Origin of the sequence: Paraburkholderia sp. A3BS-1L (genome assembly GCF_051125215.1) — a bacterium.
Classification (GTDB): Bacteria; Pseudomonadota; Gammaproteobacteria; order Burkholderiales; family Burkholderiaceae; genus Paraburkholderia.
The window spans coordinates 1,285,781-1,312,053 of record NZ_CP120442.1; the positions used below are offsets into that span (position 1 = coordinate 1,285,781).

Consider the following 26,273-nt stretch of genomic DNA (forward strand, 5'->3'; position numbering starts at 1 on the left):
AATGAGTGAGTACCACCCCGTTTTTGAAATGACCATGCCAATCCGCTGGGGCGACATGGACGCGTTCGGCCATGTGAACAACACGGTCTATTTCCGCTACATGGAGCAGGTGCGGATTTCGTGGTTCGAGCACATTGGCGTAGGCGGCGAGAGCCGCGAACGAGGCGATGGGCAGGGGCCTGTGATCGTGAACGCGTCGATGGATTTCCTCAAGCAGTTGCACTATCCCGGCGATATCGTTTGCACGATGACGGTGGGCGAGCCGGGCCGCAGTAGTTTCGCTACCGGTTTCGAGCTGCGCCGCGTGGACGATCCCGATACCGTGTATGCGCGCGGCAATGCGCGCTGTGTATGGATCGACTACGCGGCGGGTAAATCCGTGCCGATTCCAGACAGCCTGCGCGCGACGATTGAAAACGCGCCGCTCGTGAAGGCGCAATGATTGGGTTCTACGGCGTGCGCATGTCCCGCGCGCGCCGCACTCCACCGCATCTCCGCCGCTTCTCAGCCTCTTCTTCGCCTCTTCAATACGCGGCATTCATGGCGCTTCAATTTCCGAGTAGCCGCTGCAGCAGTTCGGTAGCGTTGCCCGTGTCGTACTTGCGCATGAGCCGCGCGCGGTAGATGTCCACCGTGCGCGAGCTGATGTCGAGAATTTTGCCGATCTGTTTGCTCGTCTTGCCCGTGACCAGTTGCGCCGCGATTTCGCGCTCGCGCGGCGTGAGCTCGACCGCCACGCGCCGTGTCGCGCTCAGGTCCTCGAAGGTCCAGACACCGGCAGCGTGCGGCTCCGCGCGGTCGAGCGAGCGGCCCGTGACGTGGCACCAGAAGAGTTCGCCGTCGAAGCGCTTCATGATGCGGTCGTCGGCGTAGCTGCCCTGGGCTGTCATGATGGGGGGAATGCGCTCGCCGATGCGCTCGAACTCGACTGCCGACGGATACAGCACCAGAAACGACTGGCCGACCAGCGCCTCGCGCGGGCAGCGGAAAATGGCGCAAACGGCCTCATTGCAGTCCTCCACGATGCGCTCGCGCGCGAGCACGAGCCCAATTGGCGCGAGATGGAAGGCGGTCTGGTAGTCGAGTGCGGTAGTGGCGTTTGCGGGTGCTGGCATGGCGGACGATGCGGGTATGGCTTTATGTAGTTTTGCGTATTGTGCCGCAATGCCCGCCCAGCGTACGCTTTGCAACCATCGGAGGGCCTGGCGGATGCCGGGCCGGGTTCGCGGCAACGCCACCGGGCCGCGATTAAAATGAGGCATCCGGGCGGCTGCGGCGCCGGCACGCTGGGCCGAACGAATGCATTCAACAAGAATTCAACGAACAGGTTCAACGAACCAGCGCATCGACGTATTTCCATACGAGGAAGGGACACACTGATGAACAAGGTCTATAAAAGCGCGGCTGCCGCGCTCGAAGGCATCGTCAAGGACGGGCAGACGTTCGCGGTAGGCGGTTTCGGGCTGTGCGGCATTCCCGAGGCCCTGATTGGCGCGCTGCGCGATTCGGGCGTGAAGGGCATCACCTGCATCAGCAACAACGCGGGCGTCGACGGCTTCGGCCTCGGCCTGCTGCTGGAGACGCGCCAGATCAAGAAAATGATCTCGTCCTACGTGGGCGAAAACAAGGAATTCGAGCGCCAGTATCTCTCGGGCGAACTCGAGCTCGAATTCACGCCGCAGGGCACGCTGGCCGAAAAGCTGCGCGCCGGCGGCTCGGGCATTCCGGCGTTTTTCACTAATACCGGCTTCGGCACGCTCATCGCCGAAGGCAAGGAAACGCGCCAGTTCGGCGACAAGCACTACGTGCTCGAGCATTCGCTCACGGCCGATGTGGCGCTCGTGAAGGCCTGGAAGGCTGACAAGTCGGGCAACCTGATCTATCGGCGCACGGCGCGCAACTTCAACCCGATGTGCGCGATGGCGGGCAAGATCACTGTGGTGGAAGTGGAGGAGATCGTCGAGAACGGTGAACTCGATCCGGACAGCATCCATACGCCGGGCATCTTCGTGCAGCGCATCGTGCTCAATGCGCACCCGGAGAAACGCATCGAACAACGCACCGTGCGCACCGGGTCGAACAACCCGGCGGGCAAGTGACAAAGGAGACCGACCATGGCATGGAATCGTGACGAAATGGCCGCCCGCGCGGCGAAGGAACTGCAAGACGGCTTTTATGTGAATCTCGGCATCGGTCTGCCGACGCTGGTGGCCAACCATGTGCCGCAGGGCATGGAAGTGTGGCTGCAATCGGAAAACGGCCTGCTCGGCATCGGACCGTTTCCGACCGAGGAGGAAGTGGATGCCGACATGATCAACGCCGGCAAGCAGACGGTCACGACGCTGCCGGGTTCTTCGATCTTCTCGTCGGCGGACTCGTTCGCGATGATTCGCGGTGGCCACATCAACCTCGCGATCCTCGGCGCGATGCAGGTGAGCGAGAAGGGCGACCTGGCCAACTGGATGATCCCCGGCAAGATGATCAAGGGCATGGGCGGCGCGATGGACCTCGTCGCGGGCGTGGGCCGCGTGGTCGTGCTGATGGAGCATGTGGCCAAGGGCGACCAGCACAAGATTCTCGAGGCGTGCACGCTGCCGCTCACGGGCGTGGGCGTGATCGATCTGATCATCACCGACCTCGGCGTGATTGAAGTGACCGATGCGGGCCTGAAGGTGACTGAACTCGCGCCGGGCGTGACGGTGGACGAGATCAAGGCCAAGACCGGCGCGCCGCTCGATGTGAGCGCGGTGAGTTGATCGCGGCAATGCGGTAGTCGACGGCTGCGGCATGATTGAGACGGGCGGGACTTCGGTTCCGCCCGTTTTGCGTTTGTGGCTGATTCAGGATGGATCCATTCTTGGGCGACCGCACGGATTTGAAACCTCGGCTGAATGGCATACACCGGATGGCCGGTGTATGGACGTTGAACCTGCCGCCGCACGTGGGGCGCCATCGTGCCCGATAGGCCCGAACGTGCCCGCGAGCCTCGGCGTGCGCGGCGGTTGCGCACGGCAAAGCCGTTTACAATGGCCTCACAGCCTAACGGCGCAACCAGCGAGACTTGAGCGATGACCGAACCGTCTGCCGTGCCGCGTCAGCATTACGTCCAGTGCCTTAGTCCTTCGGGGCTCCACCGCATGGCGTATACCGAGTGGGGCGATCCCGCCAATCCGCGCGTATTGGTGTGCGTGCATGGTCTGACGCGTTCGAGCCGCGACTTCGACAGGCTTGCTGCGGCGTTGTGCGGAAAATATCGCGTGGTTTGCCCGGACGTCGTGGGGCGCGGTCTTTCGTCGTGGCTCGTCGACCCGCGCGGCTATGGCGTCGCGCAGTACGTCGCGGACATGGTCACGCTCATCGCGCGCACGGGCGTCGAGCAGGTGGACTGGTTCGGCACCTCGATGGGCGGCCTGATCGGCATGGCGCTCGCGGGACTGCCGGGAGCACCCATCGGCCGCATGCTGCTCAACGACATCGGCCCGCATATCGAGCCGGCGGCGCTCGGGCGCATTGGCGATTACGTCGGCCGCGACGAGCGCTTCGGCTCGCAGCAGGAAGGCATCGACAATGCGGCGCTGCTGGCGTCGTCGTTCGGCCCGCTCACCGCGCAGGAGTGGCGCGAGATCAACACGCCGTTGCTGCACGAGGTGGACGGCGCGTGGCGTTACCGCTATGACCCGCGCATCGCCGAAGGTTTCAAGGGCGTCACGCCCGAGCAGAATGAGCAGGGCGAACAGTTTTTATGGCGCTCGCTCGCCGCGTTCAAGGGGTCGGTGCTCGCGGTGCGCGGTGCGCTTTCCGATTTGCTCTCGCGCGAAACCGTGGCAAAGATGGTCGAAACCGGCCAGCAGGTGTCGAGTGTCGAGATCGCGGGCGTCGGGCATGCGCCAGCGTTTCTGGCGGCCGACCAGATCGAGATTGCGCGCCGTTTCTTCGACGGCTGGCCCGTCGGCGGGTCATAATATCGCGATTTCCCGGCCCGCCGGGGCGCATCGAACATTCAACTTCAACAGGACTCTTCATGGCAGTCATTCGTCACCACGTCGGCCCGCGTCTTTCGGAAACCGCGATTCACAACGGCACGGTCTATCTCGCGGGCCAGATCGCCGAGGACACCAACCAGGACATCGGCGGCCAGATGCGCGAAGTGCTCGGCCACATCGACCGTCTGCTGGGCGAGTCGAACAGCGACAAGTCGCTGCTGCTCTCGGTGCAGATCTATATCGCCGACATGAAGGATTTTCCGGGCATGAATGCCGAGTGGGACAAGTGGGTGGCGCAGGGCGCCACGCCGCCGCGCGCGACTGTCGAGGCGAAGCTCGCCAATCCGGAATGCCTCGTCGAAATCGTCGTGGTGGCTGCGCAGCGCGATTGAGTGTGACTGAGCACGCTTGACCGTGCTTGAAAGTACTTGTTGCGCGACCATTGGCCTGAATCGTTTCATCGTAGTTTGCAGCCCGGCCGGTACGCCGGCGGGCGCCGTCTCATGAGCAGCGACACCGTACCTCCCGTTTCCGCCGAAGCCTTCTCCCGCGCCGCGCTGCCGTCGCTCGACGACACGCTCGCGTTCGTGCGCGAACACGCCGGCGACGCGCGCCTTTCCACGGGCGAGCCGCTTGTCGAGCACGCGCAAGGCACGGCTTCCGTCATGAGCCGCCTGAACGTCGATCCTCCCGCAGTGCTGGCGGCGGCGCTCTTCAATATCGCGCCGCATCTCGACGACCCCGAGGGCACGATCGAGGCGCGCTTCGGCGCCGAGGTCGTCAAGCTCGTGTTCGACGTGCGCAAGCTGTTGCGCCTGGGCACCGTGAGCCTGCGCACGGCGGCGCAAAACGCAGCATCCGAAGCCGGCCGCGAAGGCCGCGATGCCCAGGCCGCGCGCCGGGCCCAGGTGGAGTCGCTGCGCAAGATGCTGCTGGCGTTCGCGCAAGACATCCGCGTGGTGCTGATCCGGCTCGCGTCGCGCGTGCAGTCGCTGCGCTACTACGCGGCGGCGAAGGTCACGCCCGCTCCCGAGATTGCGCGCGAGACGCTCGAAATCTACGCGCCGCTCGCGAACCGGTTGGGCATCTGGCAATTGAAGTGGGAGCTCGAAGACCTCGCGTTCCGCTTCGAGGAGCCGGCGACCTACAAGCGCATCGCCAAACTGCTCGATGAAAAGCGCGTGGAGCGCGAGAGCTATGTGGCCGAGGCCATCGAACGGCTGCAGCACGAGCTTGCCGCCGCGCATATCGATGCCGAGGTGAGCGGCCGGCCCAAGCACATCTACAGCATCTGGAAGAAGATGCGCGGCAAGGAGATCGACTTCTCCGAGCTCTACGACGTGCGCGCGTTTCGCGTGATCGTGCGCGATATCAAGGATTGCTACACGGTGCTCGGCATCGTGCACAACCTTTGGCAGCCAGTGCCGAAGGAGTTCGACGACTACATCTCGCGGCCCAAGCCCAATGGCTATCGTTCGCTGCATACGGTCGTGATCGGCGACGATGGCCGCGCGTTCGAAGTGCAGATCCGCACCCAGGAGATGCATCAGTTCGCAGAATATGGTGTGGCCGCGCATTGGCGCTACAAGGAGGCAGGCTCGAAGGGCTATGGCGGCCAGTTCAGTGCCGCCAGCGCGTACGACGAGAAGATCGCCTGGCTGCGTCAGTTGCTGGCCTGGAAGGACGATGTGGCCGACGGCCCTCAGCCGTGGGAGCAACTGCGCCACGCCACGCTCGACGACGACCACATCTACGTGCTCACGCCGCAGGCGCGCGTGATTGCATTGCCGCAGGGTGCGACGCCGCTCGACTTCGCGTATCACCTGCATAGCGAGCTCGGCCACCGCTGCCGCGGCGCGCGCGTGGACGGCGCAATGGTGCCGCTCAACACGCAGTTGCAGAACGGTCAAACCGTCGAGATCGTCGCGGTGAAAGAGGGCGGCCCGTCGCGCGACTGGCTCAACCCGCAGCTCGGCTATCTGCACAGCAACCGCGCCCGGCAAAAGGTGCGCGTGTGGTTCAACGCCATCGAGGCTCAGGAGAACATCGCCAACGGCCGCGCGATGGTGGAAAAGACGCTGCAGCGCGAGGGGCGCACGTCCGTGAATCTCGATCAGCTTGCGGCCAAGCTCGGCTTCAAGTCGCCCGACGAGCTCTTTAGCGTGGTCGGCAAGGAAGAGTTCAGCTTGCGTCACGTCGAGCAGGCGCTGCACGATGCGCCCGCCGCCGAACCCGAAGACGAGACACCCGAGCAGATCACCAAGCGCGCGAGCGGCGCGAATGTGACACACGGCGGATCGTCGGGCGTGCTCGTGGTAGGCGTGGATGCGCTGCTCACGCAGCTTGCGCGGTGCTGCCGGCCGGCGCCGCCCGACGATATCTGCGGCTTTGTCACGCGCGGCAAGGGCATGTCGATTCACCGCAGCGATTGCCCGACCTTCCTGCGCATGGCTGGCCGCGCGCCTGAGCGCGTGCTGCAGACCACCTGGTCCGCGGACGTGATGGGCGGGCGTGGCCAATCGGTGTATCCGGTGGATATCCTGATCGAGGCCAGCGACCGCCAGGGCTTACTGCGCGACATCTCGGAAGTGTTCGCGCGCGAGAAGATGAACGTGATCGGCGTGAAGACGCAATCGCGACGCAACGCCGCATACATGCAGTTCACGGTCGAGGTGTCGAATTCGGCGCAGATCCAGCGCGCGTGCGTGCTGCTCGGCGAGGTGGGCGGCGTGCTCAGGGCGGCGCGCAAGCACTGAGGCGCGGGACCCGGGTTCTGGCGGGGCCTGGCTTTTGTGCTCCGCCGCAAAAAATACTTGCCAAGCCAGCGCAGGCAACATACAATCTTGCTTCTTCAGGCTCGTAGCTCAGCTGGTTAGAGCACCACCTTGACATGGTGGGGGTCGTTGGTTCGAGTCCAATCGAGCCTACCAACGAAATCGAAGTCGCGATACGGGTAGTGCATATCGAGGCTTCACGTGCAGTAAAAGCGCTGAATGAGCGCCTAAGGCGAATACGGTTATGACACCGCGAACGTTTACCGAAACCACTTCGGAGCGACGCTGATAGTCGAGGATCTCTTTCGCCCTGCAATCTGGTTTGAAAAGTGAATGCGGCCCCTCGAAAGCGGGGCCGCATTTTTTTTCGCCACGAAGTTTTCGCGGGTTGCAGCGAGTGGCTTTACCGGCAATCTTCCACGAACGATACGATGTGCCTCCACGGCACTTCTGGAGAAAAACATGGTTGCGATACGTCTGCCCGATGGCTCGGTTCGACAGTACGATCATCCCGTCACGGTCGCCGAAGTGGCGGCTTCGATTGGCCCCGGCCTCGCCAAGGCGGCGCTCGGCGGCAAGCTCGACGGCGAGCTGGTCGACACGTCGACGCTGATCGATCGCGACGCGTCGCTTGCCATCGTCACGGAGAAGGACGCCGACGGGCTCGACATCATCCGTCACTCCACGGCGCACTTGCTCGCCTATGCGGTGAAGGAGCTCTATCCGGAAGCGCAGGTCACGATCGGGCCGGTCATCGACAATGGCTTCTACTACGACTTCGCCTACAACCGTCCCTTCACGCCCGAAGATCTCGAAAAGATCGAAAAGCGCATGCAGGAGCTCGCGAAGAAGGACGAGCCGGTCACGCGCCGTGTCGTCTCGCGCGGCGAGGCGGTCGATTACTTCAAGAGCATCGGCGAGAAGTACAAGGCCGAAATCATCGAATCGATTCCCGGCAGCGAGGACATCAAGCTCTACGCGCACGGCGGCTTCACCGACCTGTGCCGCGGCCCGCACGTGCCGTCCACGGGCAAGCTCAAGGTCTTCAAGCTCATGAAGGTCGCGGGGGCCTACTGGCGTGGCGATGCAAAGAACGAGCAATTGCAGCGCATCTACGGCACGGCCTGGACGAAGAAGGAAGACCAGGACCAGTACCTGCACATGCTCGAAGAGGCGGAGAAGCGCGACCACCGCAAGCTCGGCAAGCAGCTCGACCTGTTCCACATGCAGGACGAGTCGCCGGGCATGGTGTTCTGGCATCCGAAGGGCTGGACGCTCTGGCAACAGGTCGAGCAGTACATGCGCGGCCGCCTGCGCGAGGCTGGCTACGACGAAATCAAGACGCCGATGATCATGGACCGCTCGCTTTGGGAGGCGTCGGGCCACTGGCAGAACTATCGTGAAAACATGTTCACGACGGAGTCGGAGAAGCGCGACTACGCCATCAAGCCGATGAACTGTCCGGGTCACGTCCAGGTGTTCAACCACGGCCTGCGTTCGTATCGCGACCTGCCGCTGCGCTATGCGGAATTCGGCTCGTGCCACCGCAATGAGGCGTCGGGTGCGCTCCATGGTCTGATGCGCGTGCGCGGCTTCGTTCAGGACGACGCACACATCTTCTGTACCGAAGACCAGATCATCAGCGAGTCGATCGCCTTCAACACGCTCGCGATGAGCGTCTACAAGGATTTCGGGTTCGATCACATCGACATCAAGCTCTCGCTGCGCCCGGATTCGCGCGCGGGAACGGATGAGACGTGGGATCGCGCCGAGCAGGGTCTGCGCGAGGCGCTCACGGCTTGTGGCCTGCAATGGGAGGAGCTGCCGGGCGAGGGTGCGTTCTATGGTCCGAAGGTCGAGTACCACATCAAGGACGCGCTTGGCCGCTCGTGGCAGTGCGGCACGCTGCAGCTCGACATGGTGCTGCCGGAGCGCTTGGGCGCCGAGTACGTGTCCGAGGACAACAGCCGCCGCCGTCCGATCATGCTGCACCGTGCAATTCTCGGTTCGATGGAGCGTTTCCTCGGGATTTTGATCGAGCACCATGCGGGCGCGATGCCGTCCTGGCTCGCTCCGGTGCAGGCTGTTGTGATGAATATCGCCGAAAGTCAGGCCGAATACGCGACAAATCTAGCCCAATCGTTGCAAAAACAAGGGGTTAGAGTGCAGGCCGATTTGCGCAACGAGAAAATTAGCTATAAAATACGCGAGCACACGCTTGAGAAGGTCCCGTACCTGCTGGTTGTCGGCGACAAAGAGCGTGAAGCACAAACGGTAGCCGTGCGTGCCCGTGGCGGCGTCGATCTGGGTGTCATGCCGGTCGACGCGTTCGCTGAGCGTCTGGCGCAGGATGTCAAGACGTTCAAGTAAGCCACCTGGCAGCGCGGCTCGTTTTTTTAATTTTTAGAGGAAACGTAACATCGCTACGGATAAGTCGCATCGCATCAACGGTGAAATCTCGGCACCCGAGGTGCGTCTCGTTGGCATCGACAACGAGCCGCTCGGCATCGTAAAGCTGGCTGATGCGTTCCGCATGTCGGAACAACAGGACGTCGATCTGGTTGAAATCGCCCCGCAGGCCGTGCCCCCCGTGTGCCGCCTGATGGACTACGGCAAGTTCAAGTACCAGGAGGCGAAGAAGCAACACGAGGCCAAGCTCAAGCAGAAGGTCATCCAGGTCAAGGAAGTCAAATTCCGTCCGGGTACCGACGACGGCGATTACAACGTCAAGCTGCGCAATCTCGTCCGCTTCCTTGAAGATGGCGACAAGACGAAGATCACGTTGCGTTTCCGGGGCCGCGAAATGGCCCACCAGGAAATCGGCATGCGCATGCTTGAGCGCCTGCGCACCGATCTCGAAGAAGTCGGTCAGGTCGAGCAGATGCCGAAGATGGAAGGGCGCCAGATGATCATGGTGCTTTCGCCCAAGAAGAAGAAGTAATTGGCGCGCCGCGCGTTGTTGTTCTGTTGTTCCATGCGCGACGGCCACGGTAGTTTTGTCAGACGTTTTCCACGCGGTGAGTGCAGTAAAATGCGTGGGGAAACGGCAAGCAGGTTCCGGAACGGCGCCCGCGCGCCGCACGTCAATGTGCGGCAAACGGGCGTTTTTCCTGAAAGCGGCGGCAAGCTTGTTTTTTAAAAGCCGGCCAGCTGCCAAAACAAGTGGAGTGGGTTTCGAAGGGCGGTTTGAGGGCGAAGCGCGCGGTTTTTGAAAACCGGGCGTGGGAGCCAGCCGCACACCCATGTCCATCAAATAAATGGAGTTTTTGTCATGCCCAAGATGAAGACCAAGAAGAGCGCTGCAAAGCGCTTCGTGGTTCGTCCGGGTGGTACCGTCAAGCGCGGTCAAGCCTTCAAGCGTCACATCCTGACCAAGAAGACCACCAAGAATAAGCGTCATCTGCGTGGTGCAACGGCCGTTCACGAGTCTGATGTGAAGTCCGTTCGCGCAATGATGCCGTTCGCGTAATCCTCAACCGACAACTCATAGGAGCTACTCATGCCTCGAGTCAAACGTGGGGTTACCGCACGGGCCCGTCACAAGAAAATCATCAAGCTGGCCAAGGGTTACCGCGGCCGCCGCAATAACGTCTATCGCATCGCCAAGCAGGCGGTCATGCGCGCAGGCCAGTACGCCTACCGCGATCGCCGCAACAAGAAGCGTGTGTTCCGCGCACTGTGGATCACGCGTATCAACGCGGCGGTGCGTCAGCACGACATGACCTACAGCGTGTTCATCAACGGCCTGAAGAAGGCTTCGATCGAACTCGACCGCAAGGTCCTGGCTGACATGGCTGTGTTCGACAAGGCTGCATTTGCTGCGATCGTCAAGCAGGTGAAGGCCGCCGTCGCTGCCTAAGCAAGGTATTGCGCAGGTTCGTTGCAGCAGACATTCCGGTTGTCTCGGTGATGCTGCAACAAAAACGGGGCTCCTCACCGAGCCCCGTTTTTGTTGGCGAAGCGCTTCCTGCGCCGCTCAAGTCTCAAACACTGACGCTGAAAAGATGGGATCAATGGATCTGGACCAGATTGTCGCCGACGCGCAACGCGCCTTTGCCTCCGCCTCCGACGTCAACACGCTTGAAAATGAAAAAGCGCGTTTTCTCGGTAAATCGGGCGCGCTGACCGAACTGCTCAAGGGCCTCGGCAAGCTCGACCCGGAAACGCGCAAGACCGAAGGTGCGCGCATCAACGCCGTCAAGCAGCAGGTCGAGGCCGCGCTCAACGCGCGCCGCCAGGCGCTTGCCGACGCGCTGCTGAACCAGCGTCTCGCCGCCGAGGCGATCGACGTCACGCTACCGGGCCGTGGCGCCGGCACGGGCAGCCTGCATCCGGTGATGCAGACGTGGGAGCGCGTCGAGCAGATCTTCGGCTCGATCGGCTTCGACGTGGCCGACGGCCCCGAGATCGAAACCGACTGGTACAACTTCACCTCGCTCAACAGCCCGGAAAACCATCCGGCGCGTTCGATGCAGGACACCTTCTATGTGGACGGCAAGGATGCCGAAGGCCGTCCGCTCTTGCTGCGCACCCACACGAGCCCGATGCAGGTGCGCTACGCGCGCACGCACACGCCGCCCATCAAGGTGATCGTGCCGGGCCGTACTTATCGCGTGGACAGCGACGCCACCCACTCGCCGATGTTCAACCAGGTCGAAGGCCTGTGGATCGAAGAGAACATCAGCTTTGCGGACCTCAAGGGCGTCTATACGGACTTCCTGAAGAAGTTCTTCGAGCGCGACGACATCCAGGTGCGTTTCCGCCCGTCGTACTTCCCGTTCACGGAGCCGTCCGCCGAAATCGACATGATGTTCGAGCAGGGCAAGAACGCCGGCAAGTGGCTCGAAATCTCGGGCTCGGGCCAGGTGCATCCGACCGTGATCCGCAACATGGGCCTCGACCCGGAGCGCTATATCGGCTTTGCGTTCGGCAGCGGGCTCGAACGCCTCACGATGCTGCGTTATGGCGTACAGGATCTGCGTCTGTTCTTCGAAGGCGACCTGCGCTTCCTGCGCCAGTTCGCCTGAGCCTGAGGCTAGGCACGGCATCCGCGGTTCGCGAAGCGCACGCAGCACCACAAGCCTTAGGGCAGTGCGCGAGAAAACGCTACGCGACGGTCTCAATCTGTCTGGAACGTAAAACGAAATGCTATTCCCCGAATCCTGGCTGAGAAGCTTTGTCGATCCGAAGCTCACGACCGATGAACTGGCCCATGCGCTGACCATGGCCGGCCTCGAAGTCGAAGGCCTGCGTCCGGCCGCGCCGCCCACTGCGAAGATCGTCGTGGGCCGCGTGATCGAAGTCGTCAAGCACCCGGACGCGGACAAACTCAACGTCACGCAGGTCGATGCCGGCACCGGCGCGACGCTGCAGATCGTCTGCGGCGCACCCAATGTGGCGCCCGGCATCAAGGTGCCGGTGGCGCTCGTGGGCGCGGAGCTGCCGCCCGCGGAAGAGGGCGGCAAGCCCTTTGCGATCAAGCTCTCGAAGCTGCGCGGGGTGGAAAGCCAGGGCATGTTGTGCTCGGCGCGCGAACTGAAGCTCTCGGAAGACCACAGCGGCCTCATGATCCTGCCCGAAGACACGCCCATCGGTCAGGACATCCGCGAGACGCTCAATCTCGACGACACCATTTTCGAAATCAAGCTCACGCCGAACAAGGCCGATTGCCTTTCGGTGTACGGCATCGCGCGCGAAACCGCCGCGATCACCGGTGCGCCGCTGCAAGCGCCCGTGTTCCCGAAGGTCGACGTCAAGCTCAACGAAACGTTGCCCGTGAAGATCTCGGCGCCGAACCTGTGCGGCCGTTTCTCGGGCCGCCTGATTCGCGGCGTGAACGCGCACGCGAAGACGCCCGCGTGGATGGTCGAGCGCCTCGAGCGCTCGGGCCAGCGCAGCATCTCGGCCCTCGTCGATATTTCGAACTACGTCATGCTCGAACTGGGCCGCCCGTCGCACGTGTTCGATCTCGACAAGATCCACGGTTCGATGGAGGTGCGCTGGGGCAAGAAGGGCGAACAGCTCAAGCTGCTCAACGGCAGCACCGTCGAAGTCGATGAAACCGTGGGCGTGATCGCCGACGAGCGCGAGATCGAAAGCCTCGCGGGCATCATGGGCGGCGACAGCACCGCCGTCTCGCTAGACACGAAGAACATTTACCTCGAAGCCGCGTTCTGGTGGCCGGACAGCATTCGTGGCCGCTCGCGCCGCTACAACTTCTCGACCGATGCGGGCCACCGCTTCGAGCGCGGCGTGGACTGGTCCACGACTGTCGAGCACATCGAGCGCATCACGCAATTGATCCTCGACATTTGCGGCGGCGAAGCCGGCCCGGTCGACGACCAGACCGTGAACGTGCCCAAGCGCGCGCCGGTGAAGATGCGCGTCGCGCGTGCGAACCGCATCGTCGGCGTGAAGATTGGTGCTGATGAAATCGCACAAATCTTCACGCGTCTCGGCCTTGCGTTCGAACGCAGTGCGGAGAATGGCGACGAGACGTTCAGCGTGATGCCGCCGCCGTATCGCTTCGACATCGAGATCGAGGAAGACTTGATCGAAGAAGTCGCGCGCATTTACGGCTTCGAGAAGATTCCCGCGAACCCGCCTGTCGCACGCAGCGAGATGCGTGCAACGAACGAAACGCGCCGCTCGGTTCACGCGATTCGTCACGCACTCGCGGCGCGCGATTACGCCGAAACGATCAACTTCAGCTTCGTCGATGCCGAGTGGGAGCAGGATTTCGCGGGCAACGCGAATCCCGTAAAGCTGCTGAACCCGATCGCGAGCCAGCTTTCGGTCATGCGCACGACGCTGTTCGGCAGCCTCATCAATGTGCTGCGCCATAACCTCAACCGCCGCGCAGATCGCGTGCGCGTGTTCGAGGCAGGCCGCGTGTTCCTGCACGATCCGTCGATCAAGGCCGGCGAGATGGCGGTGGAAGGTTTCGCGCAGCCGAAGATGATTGGCGCGCTCGCCTATGGTCCCGCGCTCGAAGAGCAGTGGGGCGCGCCCACGCGCGGCGTCGATTACTTCGACGTGAAGGGCGATCTCGAAGCGCTGTTTGCGCCGCTGGGTGCGGCAAAAGCGCCGCGTTTCGTGAAGGCGGAGCACCCGGCGCTGCATCCGGGTCGTAGCGCGCGCATCGAAGTCGATGGCCGCGCGGTGGGCTGGATTGGCGAACTGCATCCGCGCTGGATGCAGAAGTATGACCTGCCTCATGCGCCGATGTTGTTCGAAGTCGAAGCGGACGCGCTGATGGCGCGCGAACTGCCCGCGCCGTCGGAAGTCTCGAAATTTCCGCCGGTTCGACGCGACATCGCACTTGTCGTCGATCAAAAGATCGAAGTGCAGGCACTGCTCGACGAGTTCCAGAAGGGTCTGCAAGACGAGCCCTGCAAGATTGTCCAGAGGGTTGCGTTGTTCGATGAATTTCGTGCAAAATCAAATACTTCCGGACTTGGCGCGGACGAGAAAAGCCTTGCCTTCCGGGTGACCCTGCAAGATACTGGCGGAACCCTTCAGGACGAAACGGTCGATGCGGCCATCAAGTCCCTGGTGGATCGCCTGGCTCGAGTGTTTGGCGCCCGGTTGCGCGGATAAGCTCTACGGCTCATCTCCTGCCGACATCGACTTCCGGTTTGCGAGGTTGCAGTCACCCTGCCAACCGGAAGCGCGCCATTTCATAGATAGATGAACGAAATGAACTCGAGTGATTTCGAAGCCCTTCTTGCGGCACAGCGTAGCGCCATGATTCGCGACATTCCTGCCTCGTCGGCAAGCGCCACGAACGACACGCCCACGCTGACCAAAGCCGAGCTCGCCGAGCTGCTGTTCGACAACGTCGGGCTCAACAAGCGCGAGGCCAAGGATATGGTCGAAGCGTTCTTCGAAGTGATTCGCGACGCGCTCGAAGGCGGTGACAGCGTGAAGCTCTCAGGCTTCGGCAATTTCCAGTTGCGCGACAAGCCGCAACGGCCGGGCCGCAATCCGAAGACCGGAGAGGCGATTCCCATTGCTGCGCGACGCGTGGTGACGTTCCATGCGAGCCAGAAGCTCAAGGCACTGGTCGAGAGCGGCGCCGAGGCTAGCTTTTCGCGCTGATCCACCGATCAAGGCATCATGCGCGGGGAGAACCCGCGCACGCTCGCACGGGCCGCACGTGACAGATCGTGCAGCGGGCGTGACTGGAAACCACTGACCGGCGGCGACGCCACATTTGCGCAACCACCACGACGGCAACCCGGCGATGACATCGACAATCGAAAAGGTCGTCTTGCCTCCCATCCCCGCCAAGCGCTACTTCACGATCGGCGAAGTGAGCGAGTTGTGCGGTGTGAAGCCCCATGTGCTGCGGTATTGGGAGCAGGAGTTCACGCAGTTGAGGCCTGTCAAGCGGCGCGGCAACCGCCGCTACTATCAGCACCACGAAGTCCTGCTGATCCGGCGCATTCGCGAGTTGCTTTACGAGCAGGGATTCACGATCAACGGCGCGCGCAATCGCCTCGATTCGTCGGGCGCGGTGGTGGAAGAGGCCGCGCCGGGCGAGGCGGGTGAGGAGAGCGTTGCGCAGGGCAATATGGCGCTGGTCGACGTCGATCAACTGCGCAAGGAATTGCTGCATGTGATCGATCTGCTCGGTCAGTGAAGACCCTTCGGCAATCTTTGTAGCGAATTGCGATTTAGGTGGTTCTAATTAGAGAAGCGCTCTGTTATACTTTCTAGCTCTCGGGGCGTAGCGCAGCCTGGTAGCGTACCTGCATGGGGTGCAGGTGGTCGGAGGTTCAAATCCTCTCGCCCCGACCAGAAGTCAAAAAGGCCTTACGGTGAAAATCGTAAGGCCTTTTTCTTTTGCGCCAGAAATGTGGCTCGGCGCGATCACACGCGAACCCGCCTCGTTGTGTTCCTGCGTGGGCTCTCACGCCTAAGCCCGCCTGAAACCCGGCACGGTCCGCCGGTCTACGTAAGCCCTTCAATTCAAAGCGTTGGCCGCCACCGGTCAGGAATAAGTGCGCAACAATCGGTGCTAATTTTTCTCACATATCGATGAGAATCATTCGCTATGAGGGTTGTGCCACGCCCATTACGATTAGCGCTTGACTGCCGGTGTTGTCCCTTTCGTACGCGCACTGTCGACCATGAATCCGCTCGAACTTGCTCAGCTCGTCTTTCTCGCCGCCCTGTGGGGCGGGTCATTTCTCTTTATTCGCGTCGGCGTGACCGATCTGGGCGTGGCGCCGCTGATGGCGCTGCGCGTTGGCATTGGCGCGCTGTTTCTGCTGATCGTGCTGTTTTCGCGGCGCTCGCCTCGCGAGGCGCTTGGCGCATTGCGCGAGCGCGCGTGGCCGCTCTTCGTGGTCGGCATTCTCAATTCGGCCGCGCCGTTCTGCCTCTTCGCGTGGGCTGAGCTCACGCTCTCCGCAGGCGTGACTTCGGTGATCAACGCGACTACGCCGTTGTTTGGCGCCGTGGTCGCGTATTTGTGGCTCAAGGACCGGCTGAGCGGCTTGCGCAACGCGGGCCTAGCGATTGGCTTTGCAGGGGTGCTCGCGCTGGTCTGGGATCAGATCGCCACGCGCGCCGGCGATGGCGCGGGCACATCGGCCACCGTGCTCGCCGCCGGCGCTGCGCTTTGTGCCGCGGCGCTTTACGGCGTCGCGGCGAGTTTCACGAAGCGTCATCTGACCGGCGTCGATCCGCTCACCGTGGCTGCTGGCACCATGACGGCCGCCACCATCGTGCTGGCGCCTTTCGCACTCGCCACCTGGCCGCATGCCGCGGTTTCCTTGCATGCGTGGGGCGCGGCGCTCTGCCTGGGCGTCGCGTGCACGGGAGTTGCCTATCTGCTGTTCTTCCGCCTGATTGCCGCCATTGGCCCGGCGCGCACGATTACCGTGACGTTCGTGATCCCGGTGTTCGGCATCCTCTGGGGTGCGCTGTTTCTTGATGAGCATGTGTCGGTGGGCATGATCGAGGCCTGTGCTGCGATCCTCGTGGGCACGTCGCTTGCGACTGGCTTTATCAAGCGGCTTCCGGGCATGGGGGCGCGCAGGGAAGGCGCGGGCGCCAAACAACAGTAAGCGCTCCTGGCGATACGTCAATTGACCTAGTTGCGTACGCAACGATAAGCCGTCGTGCAACGCGACGTCTCGCGCTGCCGTTTTTCCTCCCATTTTTTGCGCATCGCCACGCTTGATGAACGACACCAGTGCGTGGCGTTTGTGCGCCTGTGTGATTTGTCTGGATGCGGTTCTTCAGATTCACGTGATCGAACGCACGGGCGCACTAATCCGCTTCGCTGAAAGTTCAGTGAATGCCAGCAGGTTCGCTTTGGTCCGATCGCTTCAGGTAAAAGCGATAAGGTCGATACTTTCTTGTAAAGTAAAACCTGCCGAATAATGCGTCATTCGATTTGATTGCAAGGTATTGCATATCGTAGTGAAAGCCTTGAGTCAGGGCGTTCAAGCGAGGTGCGCCTGGTCACAAGCAGAAAGTAGAGGTCGCTATTACACTGGATGCACACTGCGAGAAGAATTCGCAGATGACCGCAGATGAGCGCGCCAAAGGGGAACATCGAGCTTAAATATCGCGTCGTGAAATGTCGTTCGTTTCCAGGGATATTCATGACAGAAAAAAGATCAGAGTGGCCGCTTCGGATGGCACGTGGGGCATGCGCGGCGCTGTTGGCCTGTGGAGCGGCAGGTGCGCATGCTGACCAATTCGGCGTTCAGTTTGGAGCCGGCGTCGCGAGCTATGGAGTGAAGAAGCTCGACCTGGGCCTGGTCTGGGATCCAGGGCTTCAATGGTGGCATTTCGCGGGTTTTCATTTCACGGTGGTGGGCGAGGGGCACGTCGCGTACTGGGATCTCACCGAAGACGGCGCCTCGCATCCGAACATCTGGGAATTCGGCGTGACGCCGGTGTTTCGCATCATCAAGGACAGCGGCTGGTTCCGGCCGTTCTTCGAGGCCGGCGTAGGCGTGCGCCTGCTTTCGCACGTACAGCTCACGGGCGACCGTACCATGTCGACGGCATTCCAGTTCGCGGACCTGGTGGGGGTGGGTGCGCAGTTCGGCGAGCACCAGAACTTTCAGGCTGGCATTCGCTTTCAACATGTCTCCAACGCGGACATCAAGACGCCTAACCCTGGTCTGAACTTCAGCCAGATCTACGTGCAGTACAACTTTTGAGCCAGACGTGTCCGGGGAGGGGGGATGGTTTAACCCCCGACGCACCGGTTTCAGCCTGTCTTCATAAGCCTTACACTGTCGAGTCATGATGCGGTGCATCACGCGCACCGCATGGCCGGTTTTTTCCATCGGCGATGCACCGGCGTCGCAGACCAGTGAGTGAGGAGCAGGCATGGCAATCGAAACGGTTGGGATCGTGGGCGCGGGCACCATGGGCAATGGCATCGCGCAGGCGGTGGCCGTGGCGGGTCTCAAGGCAGTGATGATCGACGTGACGGAGGCGGCGCTCTCCAAAGGTGTGGCGACGCTCACGCACAGCCTCGATCGGCTCGTTTCGAAGGGCAAGCTCGATGCGGCCGTGCGCGATGCAGCCCTCGCGCGCATCGAGACCAGCACCGACTACCAGCGCCTTGGCAGCGCCGATCTCGTGATCGAAGCAGCCACGGAAAACGCCGAGCTCAAGACGCGCATTCTCAAGCAGATCGAAGCCGCTGCGCGTCCCGACGCGATCATCGCCTCGAACACCTCATCTATTTCGATCACGGCGCTCGCGACGACGCTTGCCGATCCAGCGCGTTTCATCGGCATGCACTTCTTCAATCCCGTGCCGATGATGCCGCTCGTCGAGGTCATTCGCGGCCTGCAGACGCGCCCGGCCGTGCTCGACGCGGTGCGCGATCTCGCACAGCGTCTGGACAAGACGCCCATCGCGGTCAAGAACGCGCCGGGTTTCGTCGTGAACCGCATTCTCGTGCCCATGATCAACGAGGCATTCTTCGTGCTCGCCGAAGGCGTTGCGAGTGCCGAAGAAATCGACGCCGGCATGAAGTTGGGCGCGAATCATCCGATTGGGCCGCTGGCGCTCGCGGACCTGATCGGCCTCGACGTGTGCCTCTCCGTGATGGATGTGTTCCTGAAGGACTTCGGCGATTCGAAGTATCGTGCGTGCCCGCTTTTGCGCGAGATGGTGGCGGCAGGGCAGCTCGGCCGCAAGACCGGTCGGGGCGTGTACCAGTACGACAAGACATCCTGAGGATTGCGGAGCATTAGGGGTCAGGCGTGCAGGCCGACCGTGTACTGCATGACCCCGCTATTCGGTTGCGACTGTGAGTTCGAGTCCACTGCGCAAGGCGTCTGGGTCATGCAAATTCACGTGGGGAGGATCGCATCCGAATGTTTCGACATGCTAATCAATGGCATTCAGCCAAGCTGCCACCATGCCGGCAGCAATGCACGCACGTCGGGCCGCGCGAAGCGGTCGTCGAGCAAATGCACGACGCCGTTGTCGCGTTCGGTGCGAATCACGCGGCCCGCGGCCTGTACGACCTTGCGCAATCCGGGAATCAGATAGGTGTAGTCGAACCCGGCGCCGTAGAGCGTTTCCATGCGCTCGCGCATCGTCTCGTTGACGGGATTTACCTGCGGCATGCCGAGCGTCGCAATGAAGGTGCCGATCAGGCGCGTGCCCGGCAAGTCGATGCCCTCGCCGAAAGCGCCGCCGAGCACCGCAAAGCCGATCCCGCAGCCGCCTTCCACGAAGCGCGCGACGAAAGCCTGTTGCTGGGTTTCGTCCATCGTGCGCGACTGCATCCATGTGCTCACATGTGGATGCCGCGCGACGAAGGTATCGGCGGCAAGCTGAAGATAATCGTAGCTGCTGAAGAAGCACAGGTAATTGCCGGGCCGCGCAGCATATTGCGCGGCGATGCGCGCGACCAGTATGTCGAGCGAGCGCTCCCGGTCCTTGTAGCGCGTCGAGATATCGCGTGCGATCCGCACCTCGAGTTGCTCGGTGCGAAATGGCGTGCCGATCTTGACGTTCACGGTGTTTTCCGGCAAGCCGAGCATGTCGGTGTAGTAGTGCGTGGGCGCGAGCGTGGCGGAGAAAAGCGTCACGCTGTGGGCCGCCGCCATGCGCGCGCGCAGCGCGCCCGCCGGCACGATGTTGCGGATGCAGAGCGTCGAGCGCGGACGCTTCGCTTCCCGTGCGCGCAGCGGCGTGACGTCGAAGATCGATTGCGCGTCGAAGCGCTCGGCCATGCGCACGAAGTGCAGCGCGTCGAAATAGAAGCGTTCGAGTTCGGCGTCGCGCATGAGCGCCGGTTGAGCAAGCTGGTCGCCAATCGCGGCAATCACATCGCCGAGCGCGGCGACGAAACCTTCGGGCAGCGTTTCGCTCGCGCGCCAGGCCTGCGGCTGCATGGCGGTTTGCGCGTTCCAGTGGCGCGCGAGACGCGTCAATGCGCGCTTCACCGGGGCGCTCGCGGCGCGTCGCACGGCGTCCATGCGAGTCTGCATGATCTCGGCGGAATACATCGCGCGGGCGCGTTCAGGCAGGTTGTGTGCTTCGTCGACGAGCACGCTCATGCGCCACTGATTGTGCGCACCGAGCATGAACAGCATGGCGCTCACATCGAAGTAGTAGTTGTAGTCGCCGACGATCACGTCGCTCCAGCGCGCCAGCTCCTGGCCGAGGTAGTACGGACACACCTCGTGCTCGCGCGCGACTTCGCGCAGTGTCGCGCGCTCGAGCCGCACGCGCTCGAGGGCGGCGGCGCGCGCGGCGGGCAGGCGGTCGTAGAAGCCACGCGCAAGCGGGCACGATTGTCCGTGGCAGGCGAGGTCGGGGTGCTCGCAGGCCTTCTCGCGCGCGACCAGTTCCAAAACGCGCAGCGGCAGCGCGGTCGTGCTGCTGCCCGCGCCGGCTTTGCCATCGGCCTGCGCATCGGCAAGCGTGTTGAGCGCAGCGATGGCGAGTTGACGTCCCGAGCTTTTGGCGCTCAGGAACAGCACCTTGTCGATACCGGCGCGCGCGCAGGCCTTCAACTGCGGGAACAGCGTGCCGATGGTCTTGCCGATGCCGGTCGGCGCCTCCACGAGCAGGCAGCGGCCTTGCGTCGCGGCGCGCCATACGGCCTCGGCGAGATCGCGCTGGCCTTCGCGGAACGCAGCATGCGGCAGGCGCAATGCCGCGAGCGCACCGTCGCGCGCCGCGCGATGCGCGCTTTCCTGTTCCGCCCACGCGATGAAGCGCGCGCACTGCGATTCGAATTCCGCGCGCAATAGCTGTGCGCTCGCGTGCTCGACGAGTGCCGTCTCACGTCCCGAGCCAATCTCGTAGTAGACGAGCGCGAGTTGGAGCGCGTCGAGGCCGAGCTTTTCGCACATCAGCGCGCCGTAGACGCGCAACTGTGCCCAATGAAGCACACGCTGGTTCTCGCGCATCGCATCCAGATCGCCGCGATAGGTCTTGAATTCTTCGAGCCGTTGGAGTGCTGGATCGTAACCGTCGGCGCGGCCGCGCACGGTGAGCGTGCCGAATACGCCGGTGAGCGCGACTTCGGTTTCGTAGCCGGCGGGCCGGCGCGCGGCGATCGCAGCATGGCCGGCGCGGCCTTCGCTTGCATCGGGCGAGGGTGTGAAGCGCAAATCGAGATCGCCGCGTTTTGCGGTGAACTCACAGAGCGTACGGACCGCGACGGTGTAGCTCATGGCATTGACGCAGCGTTCGTGCTGGCCTGCGCCGCCCAGCGCACTTGTAGCACGGTCACGGGCAGGCCGTGCGCGGCGCAATACGCGAGCCAGCGGCGCTGATTGTCCTGCAGCCGGTCGCCGGGGCCTTTCACTTCGATCAGTTCGTAGCGTCGCTCGCGGGGCCAGAAACGCACGAGGTCTGGCAGGCCCGAGCGGTTCGCGGCGGGTTCGCGCAGGAGCCGCTCGAACCATAGCCGCAGATGGGCAGCGGGAAAGCAGTTGAGCGCGAGCGTGAGGAGCGCGGCGTCGAGCGCGGGCCATGCGACGTAAGGCGACTGGATGCCGTGCTTCTCGTCAAAACGCTGCTCGATGGTCGCGCGGTACGTGCCGCTTTCGAGTTCGGCGAGGCAGGCGGCAAAGAGCCCGGCGCGCCGCTGGACGAAGTCGGCGGCGTGCAGATCGGCGGGGCCGCGCTGGAACGGATGGAAGAATGCGCCCGGCAGCGCTGCGAAAAGCGCGGGCCAGCAGAGCAGGCCAAACAGGCCGTTGATGAGCGTGTTCTCGACGTAGAAGACCGGTGCGTCCGCGCACTCGAGCGTCCGGCGCGCGGCTTCCTCCACGCGCAGGCCCGCGCAGGCGGCGGGCAGCGTGAGTTCGGCGCTGGTGAACGTCGGCGCATCGCTGGCTTCGATTACGCGAGTTGCCGCGATTTCTGCCCGCGTCGCTGCCTGTGTTGCTGCTTGTGTCGCCGCTGGTATCGCGCTCGTGCTGCGCCGCCGCGCGAGGCGCGCGAGCGTGCGTGTCGCGCGTTGTGCTTCCTCCTCGTTCGCGGGCGCGCCGGCAATCGCCTGCGCGAGCGCGAGGGCGTCGTCGCGGCGACCTAACTGCTCGAGCACGCGCACGCGCCGGTAGCGCGACTCGGGATGGCCGCAGTCGACATAGGCGCGCCAGGCGAGCGCCGGTTCGCCCAGCCGCTCTGCAGCCTGACCCGCTGCGTGGCGCACCCGGTCGTGACGCGAGCGCAGCCAGTCGTTGGACCGGGTGTGCGGCGCGAGCATGTCGAGCGTATCGAGCGCCGCGCTCACGGCGTTGACGGCGCTTGCGGCGTCGGGCGCGAGATCGAAGGTTTCGCGGCAGTCTCGCAGCGCGAGCCAGGCGTCGATGTCGGCGCGCTGCCGGAACGCGCGCGACGCGCTGTCGAGCGGGACGTACTCGTAGCGATAGACGCCCAGATCGGCGAGCACGAACTCGGACCAGTCTTGCCGCAGATTGCCGAAGAACATCAGCCTCAGTCGTTCGCACAGCGGCGCGGCGGCCAAATGGAAGACGGTATCGGCCGAGCCCGGAAACCACGCTGACCAACCGCGCGCCTCGGGCGCAGCGGCTTGCAGGGCTTCGAGCGTTTCGGCACGCGTGGCGCGCGCGCCGGGCGCAACGGCATCGGCCAGCAGGCGCGCGCTGAGCGCCTGCAACTCGGCTTTGGTGACGAGTGCCGCGAGGGCATCGAACGCAAGCACGGGCGCACTGTCCAGCCAGCCGGCATCGGCGAGGGGAGCGGCCGCGGCGCGCGGGCAGCCAATCTCGGCGTAGTCGAGTTTGCTTGCGCGAAAATTCGGGCCCTTGCGCATCAGCATGCGTACGAACAGCGCGCGCGAGCCGCGCGGCAGAGCGCCGAAGCTTTGCATGAAGCGCCGCTCGGCTGTGTCGAACAAGTCGGCGCAGCGCGCATCGAGCGAGGCGAGCGCGCGCTCGAAGTTCGCGAGGTAATAGAACGGATCGGGGGAGTCGGGAAGCACGCGCGGCACTGTATGAATATACAGCAGTGATGATAGCAGGCCGGCGCGGCCCGCGAGCCCCCGGTCGCGGCAGCGGCGCCAAAGTCCGGTGCGCCTCGGGTCCTTGCGGCCTGTACGCTACAATTGCCGCAGCCTGAAAACCGAACCGCGCGAGAAGCGCAACAAGAGCGATGAACAAACGGAAAGCTTGCCTCGTCGGCCTCGCCGCCGGGGCCACTCTGCTCGCGGGATGCGTCGCGCAGTACCAGAATCCCAGTGAGTGCGCGCGGGAAATGCGCACCCGGCTCGCCAGCGCTTCGCTGGGCGCACTGTCCGTCACGCATACCGCCGTGGCGTATCGCGGCAAACGCGTCGTGGTCGAGGGGCTGCTCGATCGCGGCGCATTGCCGGCATCGGGCGGGCTCAGCGCATCGGCCGCCGCCGCTCTGGCGGGCGCGCCCGTGGGTGCGGCAGCAAGCGCCTCCGATGCGAGTGCGGCGAGCGTTTCGGCCAGTTCCATGCCGACCTCGACTGCAACTTCAACGTCGACTGGCGCAGCGACTGCGCGTGGCGCGTCGGCGCCGCCGGCTGCGTCCATGATGTCGGCGGCTTCCGGGGTCTCCGCGGCGTCCGCCCCTGTTGCGGACCCACTCGCGGCTTCAGTCGCGGAGAGCAAGCCCACCACGCCGATCGCGGCGCTTGCCGTGAAGCTCGGTTTGCACAAGGCCCCGCGCCCGTCCACCGCTGCCGAGTGCACCTACGACAAGACGGGCAGCCTCACGTCGTTCCGCTGGCTTTCTCCGGGCGCGCTCGCCCGGACCACACCCGCACCGGACGTCGACGACGAGTGACCCGCGCGCTTGCGCGCGCCACTCAGAACGCGAAATACGGCCCCGTTCCCGCCGGCGTCACCTGAGCTTCGATTGCCGTATAGATGCGCCGCCCGAAGAAAAACGGCAATCCCCAGCCGAACATATTGCCGTTGTAGCCTGCAAGGTCGTTGAACGCCCAGTTGCTGCTGGCGAGGAGCGTTTGCGCGTTCGCGACCGAAACCGAGGCCGGTGCGCTGATGCCGTCCGTTCCCTTGATCGATGCGCCGATGCTTTGTGGCGTGCTCGGGCAGTACCACACGCCGCAGCGCGTGAGGGCGGAGTTCGCGAAGAAGAAGCCGTTCGATCCGCTGTCCAGATAGCTGAGCGGATAGATCGAACCGTCCGAGGTTGTGGTCGTCACGTAGCCCGTAACTGTATTCGCGCGCAGCACGGTAGCGCTGCCGAGCGCATTGTTCGGTTGCGAGCCGATGCCGAAGATCAGGGATCCGCTCACCGCGCTCTGGCCCGTATCGGGCACCGCGGGCAGATCGATCACGACGCCGTTGTTGTCGGTGGCCAACGACGCGACGGGGTTGCGCACCTGCTGCGCGAGTGGCTGCGCGCTCGCCGTGCAGTTGCCGGAAGGGCATGCGTAGTACCACGAACGATTGGGCTGATTGACACAGGCTGCGCCACAGTCGGCATTGAACGTCCCGACGCCGAGGATGCCGTTCGAGCGCAGCGCGGTGGAGTTGATCATCGCGAACCCGAAGCCCTGGCAGTAACTCGGCGTGGTTGGCACGGATGGGTCAGCGATCACCTGGATCGGCAATGAAGGGGCGACTTCACCCGCGAGCCGCACGTCGGCGCTGCGCACGGCGCCCCACGTATAGCCGGTGCCGAAGGCCGCGCATTCACCAGCGGGTGACGAACTGGCGCCCGCATTGACGGCGGGCAGGGCGAATCCGGCGGGCAGCGCGTAGGCGAGCAGGCGCAGGCCTTGCGAGCCGGTGTCGACCTGCACGTTATCGACGGTTGCGCAGGTCGTCGTGCCCGGCACGCATACCGTCACGCTCGCCATGAGCATGTTGCGTGCGGCTTCAGGCGTGGCTGCGACACTGACCGCGAGGACATTCGGCGTGGTCGATTGCGGTACGGTGCCGGTCGTACTGGATGTGTCCGGACTGGTCGCAGACGGCGAACTCGCACTCGACGGCGCACTGGCGGCAGCGGGCGTGCTGGCGGGCGTCGTGCCGCTTACTACGCCGGTGTTGCCGCTTCCCCCGCAGGCCGAGAGCACTGCCGAGAGCACTGCGGCGAGGAGGCCTGCGAGTACGCTGGAGCGCGCGCCTGCACGCTCCCCCGTGGGCGAAACGCGTCGGGCCGGCGTGCTCATTGCAGGTCCCCTTCCGTGACGCCCGCAGGCAATGCCGCGGGCAGCCACGCACGGCCGATATAGCTGCGCATGTGGCCGCCGGATTCGACGACGACCGTGGGCGTATCGACGCGTGCAGCGTGCAGGCCGGCGCGTCCGGCGGCATGGAGCGCGGCGGCGCCGCTGTGCCAGTCGGCGGCGTAGCGGCCAAGCAGCGCATCGAGGTCCGGCGGGGTGGGGCCTTGCCACGTGTAGGCGAAGATCTGGCCGCTATGGGTGGCGATGTACGCGTTGAAGTGCGTGCCGCCCGTGTCGACGTAGCGCGTCACGCGCGCTGCGCCGCCTGCGAGCGTCAGGCCGTTAGCGGGCGCGGAGGCTGGTGGCGCCTCGGGCGGGACTGTGTCGCCGAGTGCTGCGTGGGCTGGCGCGGCACCGGCCGCGAGGCACGAGAAGAGGCAGGCGAAGGCCGCAGCGCGGCCCGCCTGCAAGCAGCTGTAAGTTTTCGTCAACTCTCCGTATGTTGTTCTTTGCGCTTATCTCTTTTTCTCGGGGAAATTAACATCGGGCCGCTTCTGCAAGATCGGCGAACTTCAAATGTCGAGAGGCGCAAAACTGGCGGCCCCGCGTCTGCGTCCTTAGTGCATTGATAGAAAAAGAAATTTTCTCGATTCGCAGGTGTGGAGAGTGGCTTATGGAATGTTGATGAACGTTACATAGATCGGGTAAAAGCGGGCTGCGGGGTCCGTCATTCAGCGTCTGGAGCGCCGGTCTGACGGGCTGAGGCATGCCGTGCAGTGCTGTCGCCGCCCGGTTTTTGCACAGCGCGGCGTCTCACCGGTAAAATGGCTGGTTGATCCACGGAAACTAGCCCGTGGCCTAGCCGAAGGGATTACC

At 63.7% G+C, this 26,273-nt stretch carries 23 protein-coding genes and 2 tRNA genes; 20 read left to right on the forward strand and 5 right to left on the reverse strand.

Features of this window, described 5'->3' with window-relative positions; translation table 11 throughout:
• The first annotated feature begins 1 nt into the window (after nucleotide 1).
• The gene (locus tag P5W99_RS05820) at nucleotides 2–442 is read left to right on the forward strand and encodes an acyl-CoA thioesterase (RefSeq protein WP_434662185.1); all 441 of its coding nucleotides are present in this window, start codon (nucleotides 2–4) and stop codon (nucleotides 440–442) included.
• A 106-nt stretch (nucleotides 443–548) separates the two neighbouring features.
• Here P5W99_RS05820 and P5W99_RS05825 read toward each other — a convergent pair whose 3' ends face one another.
• Nucleotides 549–1,115: a LuxR C-terminal-related transcriptional regulator gene (locus tag P5W99_RS05825; protein ID WP_421023644.1), complete on the reverse strand. Its 567-nt coding sequence runs from the start codon at nucleotides 1,113–1,115 to the stop codon at nucleotides 549–551.
• Between the two features lie 264 nt (nucleotides 1,116–1,379).
• Between P5W99_RS05825 and P5W99_RS05830 the strand changes: the two genes are divergently transcribed.
• From P5W99_RS05830 to P5W99_RS05915, 18 genes are all read left to right on the forward strand, one after another.
• On the forward strand, nucleotides 1,380–2,099 hold the full coding sequence (locus P5W99_RS05830; protein ID WP_421023645.1) for a CoA transferase subunit A: 720 nt from the start codon (nucleotides 1,380–1,382) through the stop codon (nucleotides 2,097–2,099).
• Between the two features lie 15 nt (nucleotides 2,100–2,114).
• Nucleotides 2,115–2,756, forward strand: coding sequence for a CoA transferase subunit B (locus P5W99_RS05835; RefSeq protein ID WP_213296431.1), 642 nt, complete (start codon nucleotides 2,115–2,117; stop codon nucleotides 2,754–2,756).
• A 312-nt stretch (nucleotides 2,757–3,068) separates the two neighbouring features.
• Nucleotides 3,069–3,962 (forward strand): alpha/beta fold hydrolase, encoded by an 894-nt coding sequence (locus P5W99_RS05840; RefSeq protein WP_434662186.1) that lies wholly within the window; start codon nucleotides 3,069–3,071, stop codon nucleotides 3,960–3,962.
• 59 nt (nucleotides 3,963–4,021) lie between these two features.
• Entirely contained in the window at nucleotides 4,022–4,375 is a 354-nt protein-coding gene (locus P5W99_RS05845; protein WP_421023647.1) for a RidA family protein, read from the forward strand.
• 111 nt (nucleotides 4,376–4,486) lie between these two features.
• Nucleotides 4,487–6,739 (forward strand): RelA/SpoT family protein, encoded by a 2,253-nt coding sequence (locus tag P5W99_RS05850; RefSeq protein WP_421079328.1) that lies wholly within the window; start codon nucleotides 4,487–4,489, stop codon nucleotides 6,737–6,739.
• A gap of 97 nt (nucleotides 6,740–6,836) precedes the next feature.
• Nucleotides 6,837–6,913: transfer RNA gene (locus tag P5W99_RS05855), tRNA-Val, on the forward strand.
• 306 nt (nucleotides 6,914–7,219) lie between these two features.
• Nucleotides 7,220–9,127 carry a threonine--tRNA ligase gene (gene thrS, locus P5W99_RS05860; protein ID WP_421023649.1) on the forward strand — a complete coding sequence of 636 codons (1,908 nt, stop codon included), beginning with the start codon at nucleotides 7,220–7,222 and terminating at the stop codon, nucleotides 9,125–9,127.
• Between the two features lie 49 nt (nucleotides 9,128–9,176).
• Nucleotides 9,177–9,698 (forward strand): translation initiation factor IF-3, encoded by a 522-nt coding sequence (infC, locus tag P5W99_RS05865; RefSeq protein WP_421025197.1) that lies wholly within the window; start codon nucleotides 9,177–9,179, stop codon nucleotides 9,696–9,698.
• A 330-nt stretch (nucleotides 9,699–10,028) separates the two neighbouring features.
• Nucleotides 10,029–10,226 carry a 50S ribosomal protein L35 gene (gene rpmI / locus P5W99_RS05870; protein WP_035530936.1) on the forward strand — a complete coding sequence of 66 codons (198 nt, stop codon included), beginning with the start codon at nucleotides 10,029–10,031 and terminating at the stop codon, nucleotides 10,224–10,226.
• Nucleotides 10,227–10,256: 30 nt separating this feature from the next.
• Nucleotides 10,257–10,616, forward strand: coding sequence for a 50S ribosomal protein L20 (rplT, locus tag P5W99_RS05875; RefSeq protein WP_007585475.1), 360 nt, complete (start codon nucleotides 10,257–10,259; stop codon nucleotides 10,614–10,616).
• Nucleotides 10,617–10,770: 154 nt separating this feature from the next.
• On the forward strand, nucleotides 10,771–11,784 hold the full coding sequence (gene pheS, locus P5W99_RS05880; protein WP_213296418.1) for a phenylalanine--tRNA ligase subunit alpha: 1,014 nt from the start codon (nucleotides 10,771–10,773) through the stop codon (nucleotides 11,782–11,784).
• Nucleotides 11,785–11,902: 118 nt separating this feature from the next.
• On the forward strand, nucleotides 11,903–14,356 hold the full coding sequence (pheT, locus tag P5W99_RS05885) for a phenylalanine--tRNA ligase subunit beta (RefSeq protein ID WP_434662189.1): 2,454 nt from the start codon (nucleotides 11,903–11,905) through the stop codon (nucleotides 14,354–14,356).
• Between the two features lie 90 nt (nucleotides 14,357–14,446).
• Nucleotides 14,447–14,857 (forward strand): integration host factor subunit alpha, encoded by a 411-nt coding sequence (locus P5W99_RS05890; RefSeq protein ID WP_035530944.1) that lies wholly within the window; start codon nucleotides 14,447–14,449, stop codon nucleotides 14,855–14,857.
• 145 nt (nucleotides 14,858–15,002) lie between these two features.
• On the forward strand, nucleotides 15,003–15,401 hold the full coding sequence (locus P5W99_RS05895) for a MerR family transcriptional regulator (protein WP_421043997.1): 399 nt from the start codon (nucleotides 15,003–15,005) through the stop codon (nucleotides 15,399–15,401).
• 81 nt (nucleotides 15,402–15,482) lie between these two features.
• A tRNA-Pro gene (locus P5W99_RS05900) sits at nucleotides 15,483–15,559 on the forward strand.
• Between the two features lie 332 nt (nucleotides 15,560–15,891).
• The gene (locus P5W99_RS05905; protein ID WP_434662191.1) at nucleotides 15,892–16,833 is read left to right on the forward strand and encodes a DMT family transporter; all 942 of its coding nucleotides are present in this window, start codon (nucleotides 15,892–15,894) and stop codon (nucleotides 16,831–16,833) included.
• Between the two features lie 576 nt (nucleotides 16,834–17,409).
• The gene (locus tag P5W99_RS05910; protein ID WP_421023653.1) at nucleotides 17,410–17,943 is read left to right on the forward strand and encodes an acyloxyacyl hydrolase; all 534 of its coding nucleotides are present in this window, start codon (nucleotides 17,410–17,412) and stop codon (nucleotides 17,941–17,943) included.
• A gap of 172 nt (nucleotides 17,944–18,115) precedes the next feature.
• Nucleotides 18,116–18,976, forward strand: coding sequence for a 3-hydroxybutyryl-CoA dehydrogenase (locus P5W99_RS05915; RefSeq protein ID WP_421023654.1), 861 nt, complete (start codon nucleotides 18,116–18,118; stop codon nucleotides 18,974–18,976).
• Between the two features lie 167 nt (nucleotides 18,977–19,143).
• Here the strand turns inward: P5W99_RS05915 and P5W99_RS05920 are convergent, their stop codons facing one another.
• Together P5W99_RS05920 and P5W99_RS05925 are read right to left on the reverse strand one after the other, a co-directional pair.
• Nucleotides 19,144–21,435 carry an ATP-dependent DNA helicase gene (locus tag P5W99_RS05920; protein ID WP_434662192.1) on the reverse strand — a complete coding sequence of 764 codons (2,292 nt, stop codon included), beginning with the start codon at nucleotides 21,433–21,435 and terminating at the stop codon, nucleotides 19,144–19,146.
• Entirely contained in the window at nucleotides 21,432–23,213 is a 1,782-nt protein-coding gene (locus P5W99_RS05925; RefSeq protein WP_434662194.1) for a VRR-NUC domain-containing protein, read from the reverse strand. Before P5W99_RS05925 ends, P5W99_RS05920 begins: the two co-directional genes overlap by 4 nt.
• Before the next feature lie 170 nt (nucleotides 23,214–23,383).
• Between P5W99_RS05925 and P5W99_RS05930 the strand changes: the two genes are divergently transcribed.
• The gene (locus P5W99_RS05930; protein WP_421023657.1) at nucleotides 23,384–24,043 is read left to right on the forward strand and encodes a hypothetical protein; all 660 of its coding nucleotides are present in this window, start codon (nucleotides 23,384–23,386) and stop codon (nucleotides 24,041–24,043) included.
• A gap of 22 nt (nucleotides 24,044–24,065) precedes the next feature.
• Here the strand turns inward: P5W99_RS05930 and P5W99_RS05935 are convergent, their stop codons facing one another.
• Together P5W99_RS05935 and P5W99_RS05940 are read right to left on the reverse strand one after the other, a co-directional pair.
• Entirely contained in the window at nucleotides 24,066–25,400 is a 1,335-nt protein-coding gene (locus P5W99_RS05935; protein WP_421023658.1) for a DUF3443 domain-containing protein, read from the reverse strand.
• Nucleotides 25,397–25,888, reverse strand: coding sequence for a DUF2844 domain-containing protein (locus tag P5W99_RS05940; protein WP_421079331.1), 492 nt, complete (start codon nucleotides 25,886–25,888; stop codon nucleotides 25,397–25,399). Before P5W99_RS05940 ends, P5W99_RS05935 begins: the two co-directional genes overlap by 4 nt.
• Between the last annotated feature and the right edge of the window lie 385 nt (nucleotides 25,889–26,273).

Excerpts from the sequence above, each read along its gene's own strand:
- P5W99_RS05845 (WP_421023647.1), top strand. The coding sequence starts at position 4,022 with ATGGCAGTCATTCGTCACCACGTCGGCCCGCGTCTTTCGGAAACCGCG.
- pheS (WP_213296418.1), top strand. The coding sequence starts at position 10,771 with ATGGATCTGGACCAGATTGTCGCCGACGCGCAACGCGCCTTTGCCTCC.
- pheT (WP_434662189.1), top strand. The coding sequence starts at position 11,903 with ATGCTATTCCCCGAATCCTGGCTGAGAAGCTTTGTCGATCCGAAGCTC.
- P5W99_RS05915 (WP_421023654.1), top strand. The coding sequence starts at position 18,116 with ATGGCAATCGAAACGGTTGGGATCGTGGGCGCGGGCACCATGGGCAAT.
- P5W99_RS05930 (WP_421023657.1), top strand. The coding sequence starts at position 23,384 with ATGAACAAACGGAAAGCTTGCCTCGTCGGCCTCGCCGCCGGGGCCACT.
- P5W99_RS05920 (WP_434662192.1), bottom strand. The coding sequence starts at position 21,435 with ATGAGCTACACCGTCGCGGTCCGTACGCTCTGTGAGTTCACCGCAAAA.
- P5W99_RS05935 (WP_421023658.1), bottom strand. The coding sequence starts at position 25,400 with ATGAGCACGCCGGCCCGACGCGTTTCGCCCACGGGGGAGCGTGCAGGC.
- P5W99_RS05825 (WP_421023644.1), bottom strand. The coding sequence starts at position 1,115 with ATGCCAGCACCCGCAAACGCCACTACCGCACTCGACTACCAGACCGCC.
- thrS (WP_421023649.1), top strand. The coding sequence starts at position 7,220 with ATGGTTGCGATACGTCTGCCCGATGGCTCGGTTCGACAGTACGATCAT.
- P5W99_RS05850 (WP_421079328.1), top strand. The coding sequence starts at position 4,487 with ATGAGCAGCGACACCGTACCTCCCGTTTCCGCCGAAGCCTTCTCCCGC.
- P5W99_RS05830 (WP_421023645.1), top strand. The coding sequence starts at position 1,380 with ATGAACAAGGTCTATAAAAGCGCGGCTGCCGCGCTCGAAGGCATCGTC.
- P5W99_RS05890 (WP_035530944.1), top strand. The coding sequence starts at position 14,447 with ATGAACGAAATGAACTCGAGTGATTTCGAAGCCCTTCTTGCGGCACAG.
- P5W99_RS05905 (WP_434662191.1), top strand. The coding sequence starts at position 15,892 with ATGAATCCGCTCGAACTTGCTCAGCTCGTCTTTCTCGCCGCCCTGTGG.
- rpmI (WP_035530936.1), top strand. The coding sequence starts at position 10,029 with ATGCCCAAGATGAAGACCAAGAAGAGCGCTGCAAAGCGCTTCGTGGTT.
- P5W99_RS05840 (WP_434662186.1), top strand. The coding sequence starts at position 3,069 with ATGACCGAACCGTCTGCCGTGCCGCGTCAGCATTACGTCCAGTGCCTT.
- P5W99_RS05820 (WP_434662185.1), top strand. The coding sequence starts at position 2 with ATGAGTGAGTACCACCCCGTTTTTGAAATGACCATGCCAATCCGCTGG.
- P5W99_RS05895 (WP_421043997.1), top strand. The coding sequence starts at position 15,003 with ATGACATCGACAATCGAAAAGGTCGTCTTGCCTCCCATCCCCGCCAAG.
- P5W99_RS05910 (WP_421023653.1), top strand. The coding sequence starts at position 17,410 with ATGGCACGTGGGGCATGCGCGGCGCTGTTGGCCTGTGGAGCGGCAGGT.
- P5W99_RS05835 (WP_213296431.1), top strand. The coding sequence starts at position 2,115 with ATGGCATGGAATCGTGACGAAATGGCCGCCCGCGCGGCGAAGGAACTG.
- rplT (WP_007585475.1), top strand. The coding sequence starts at position 10,257 with ATGCCTCGAGTCAAACGTGGGGTTACCGCACGGGCCCGTCACAAGAAA.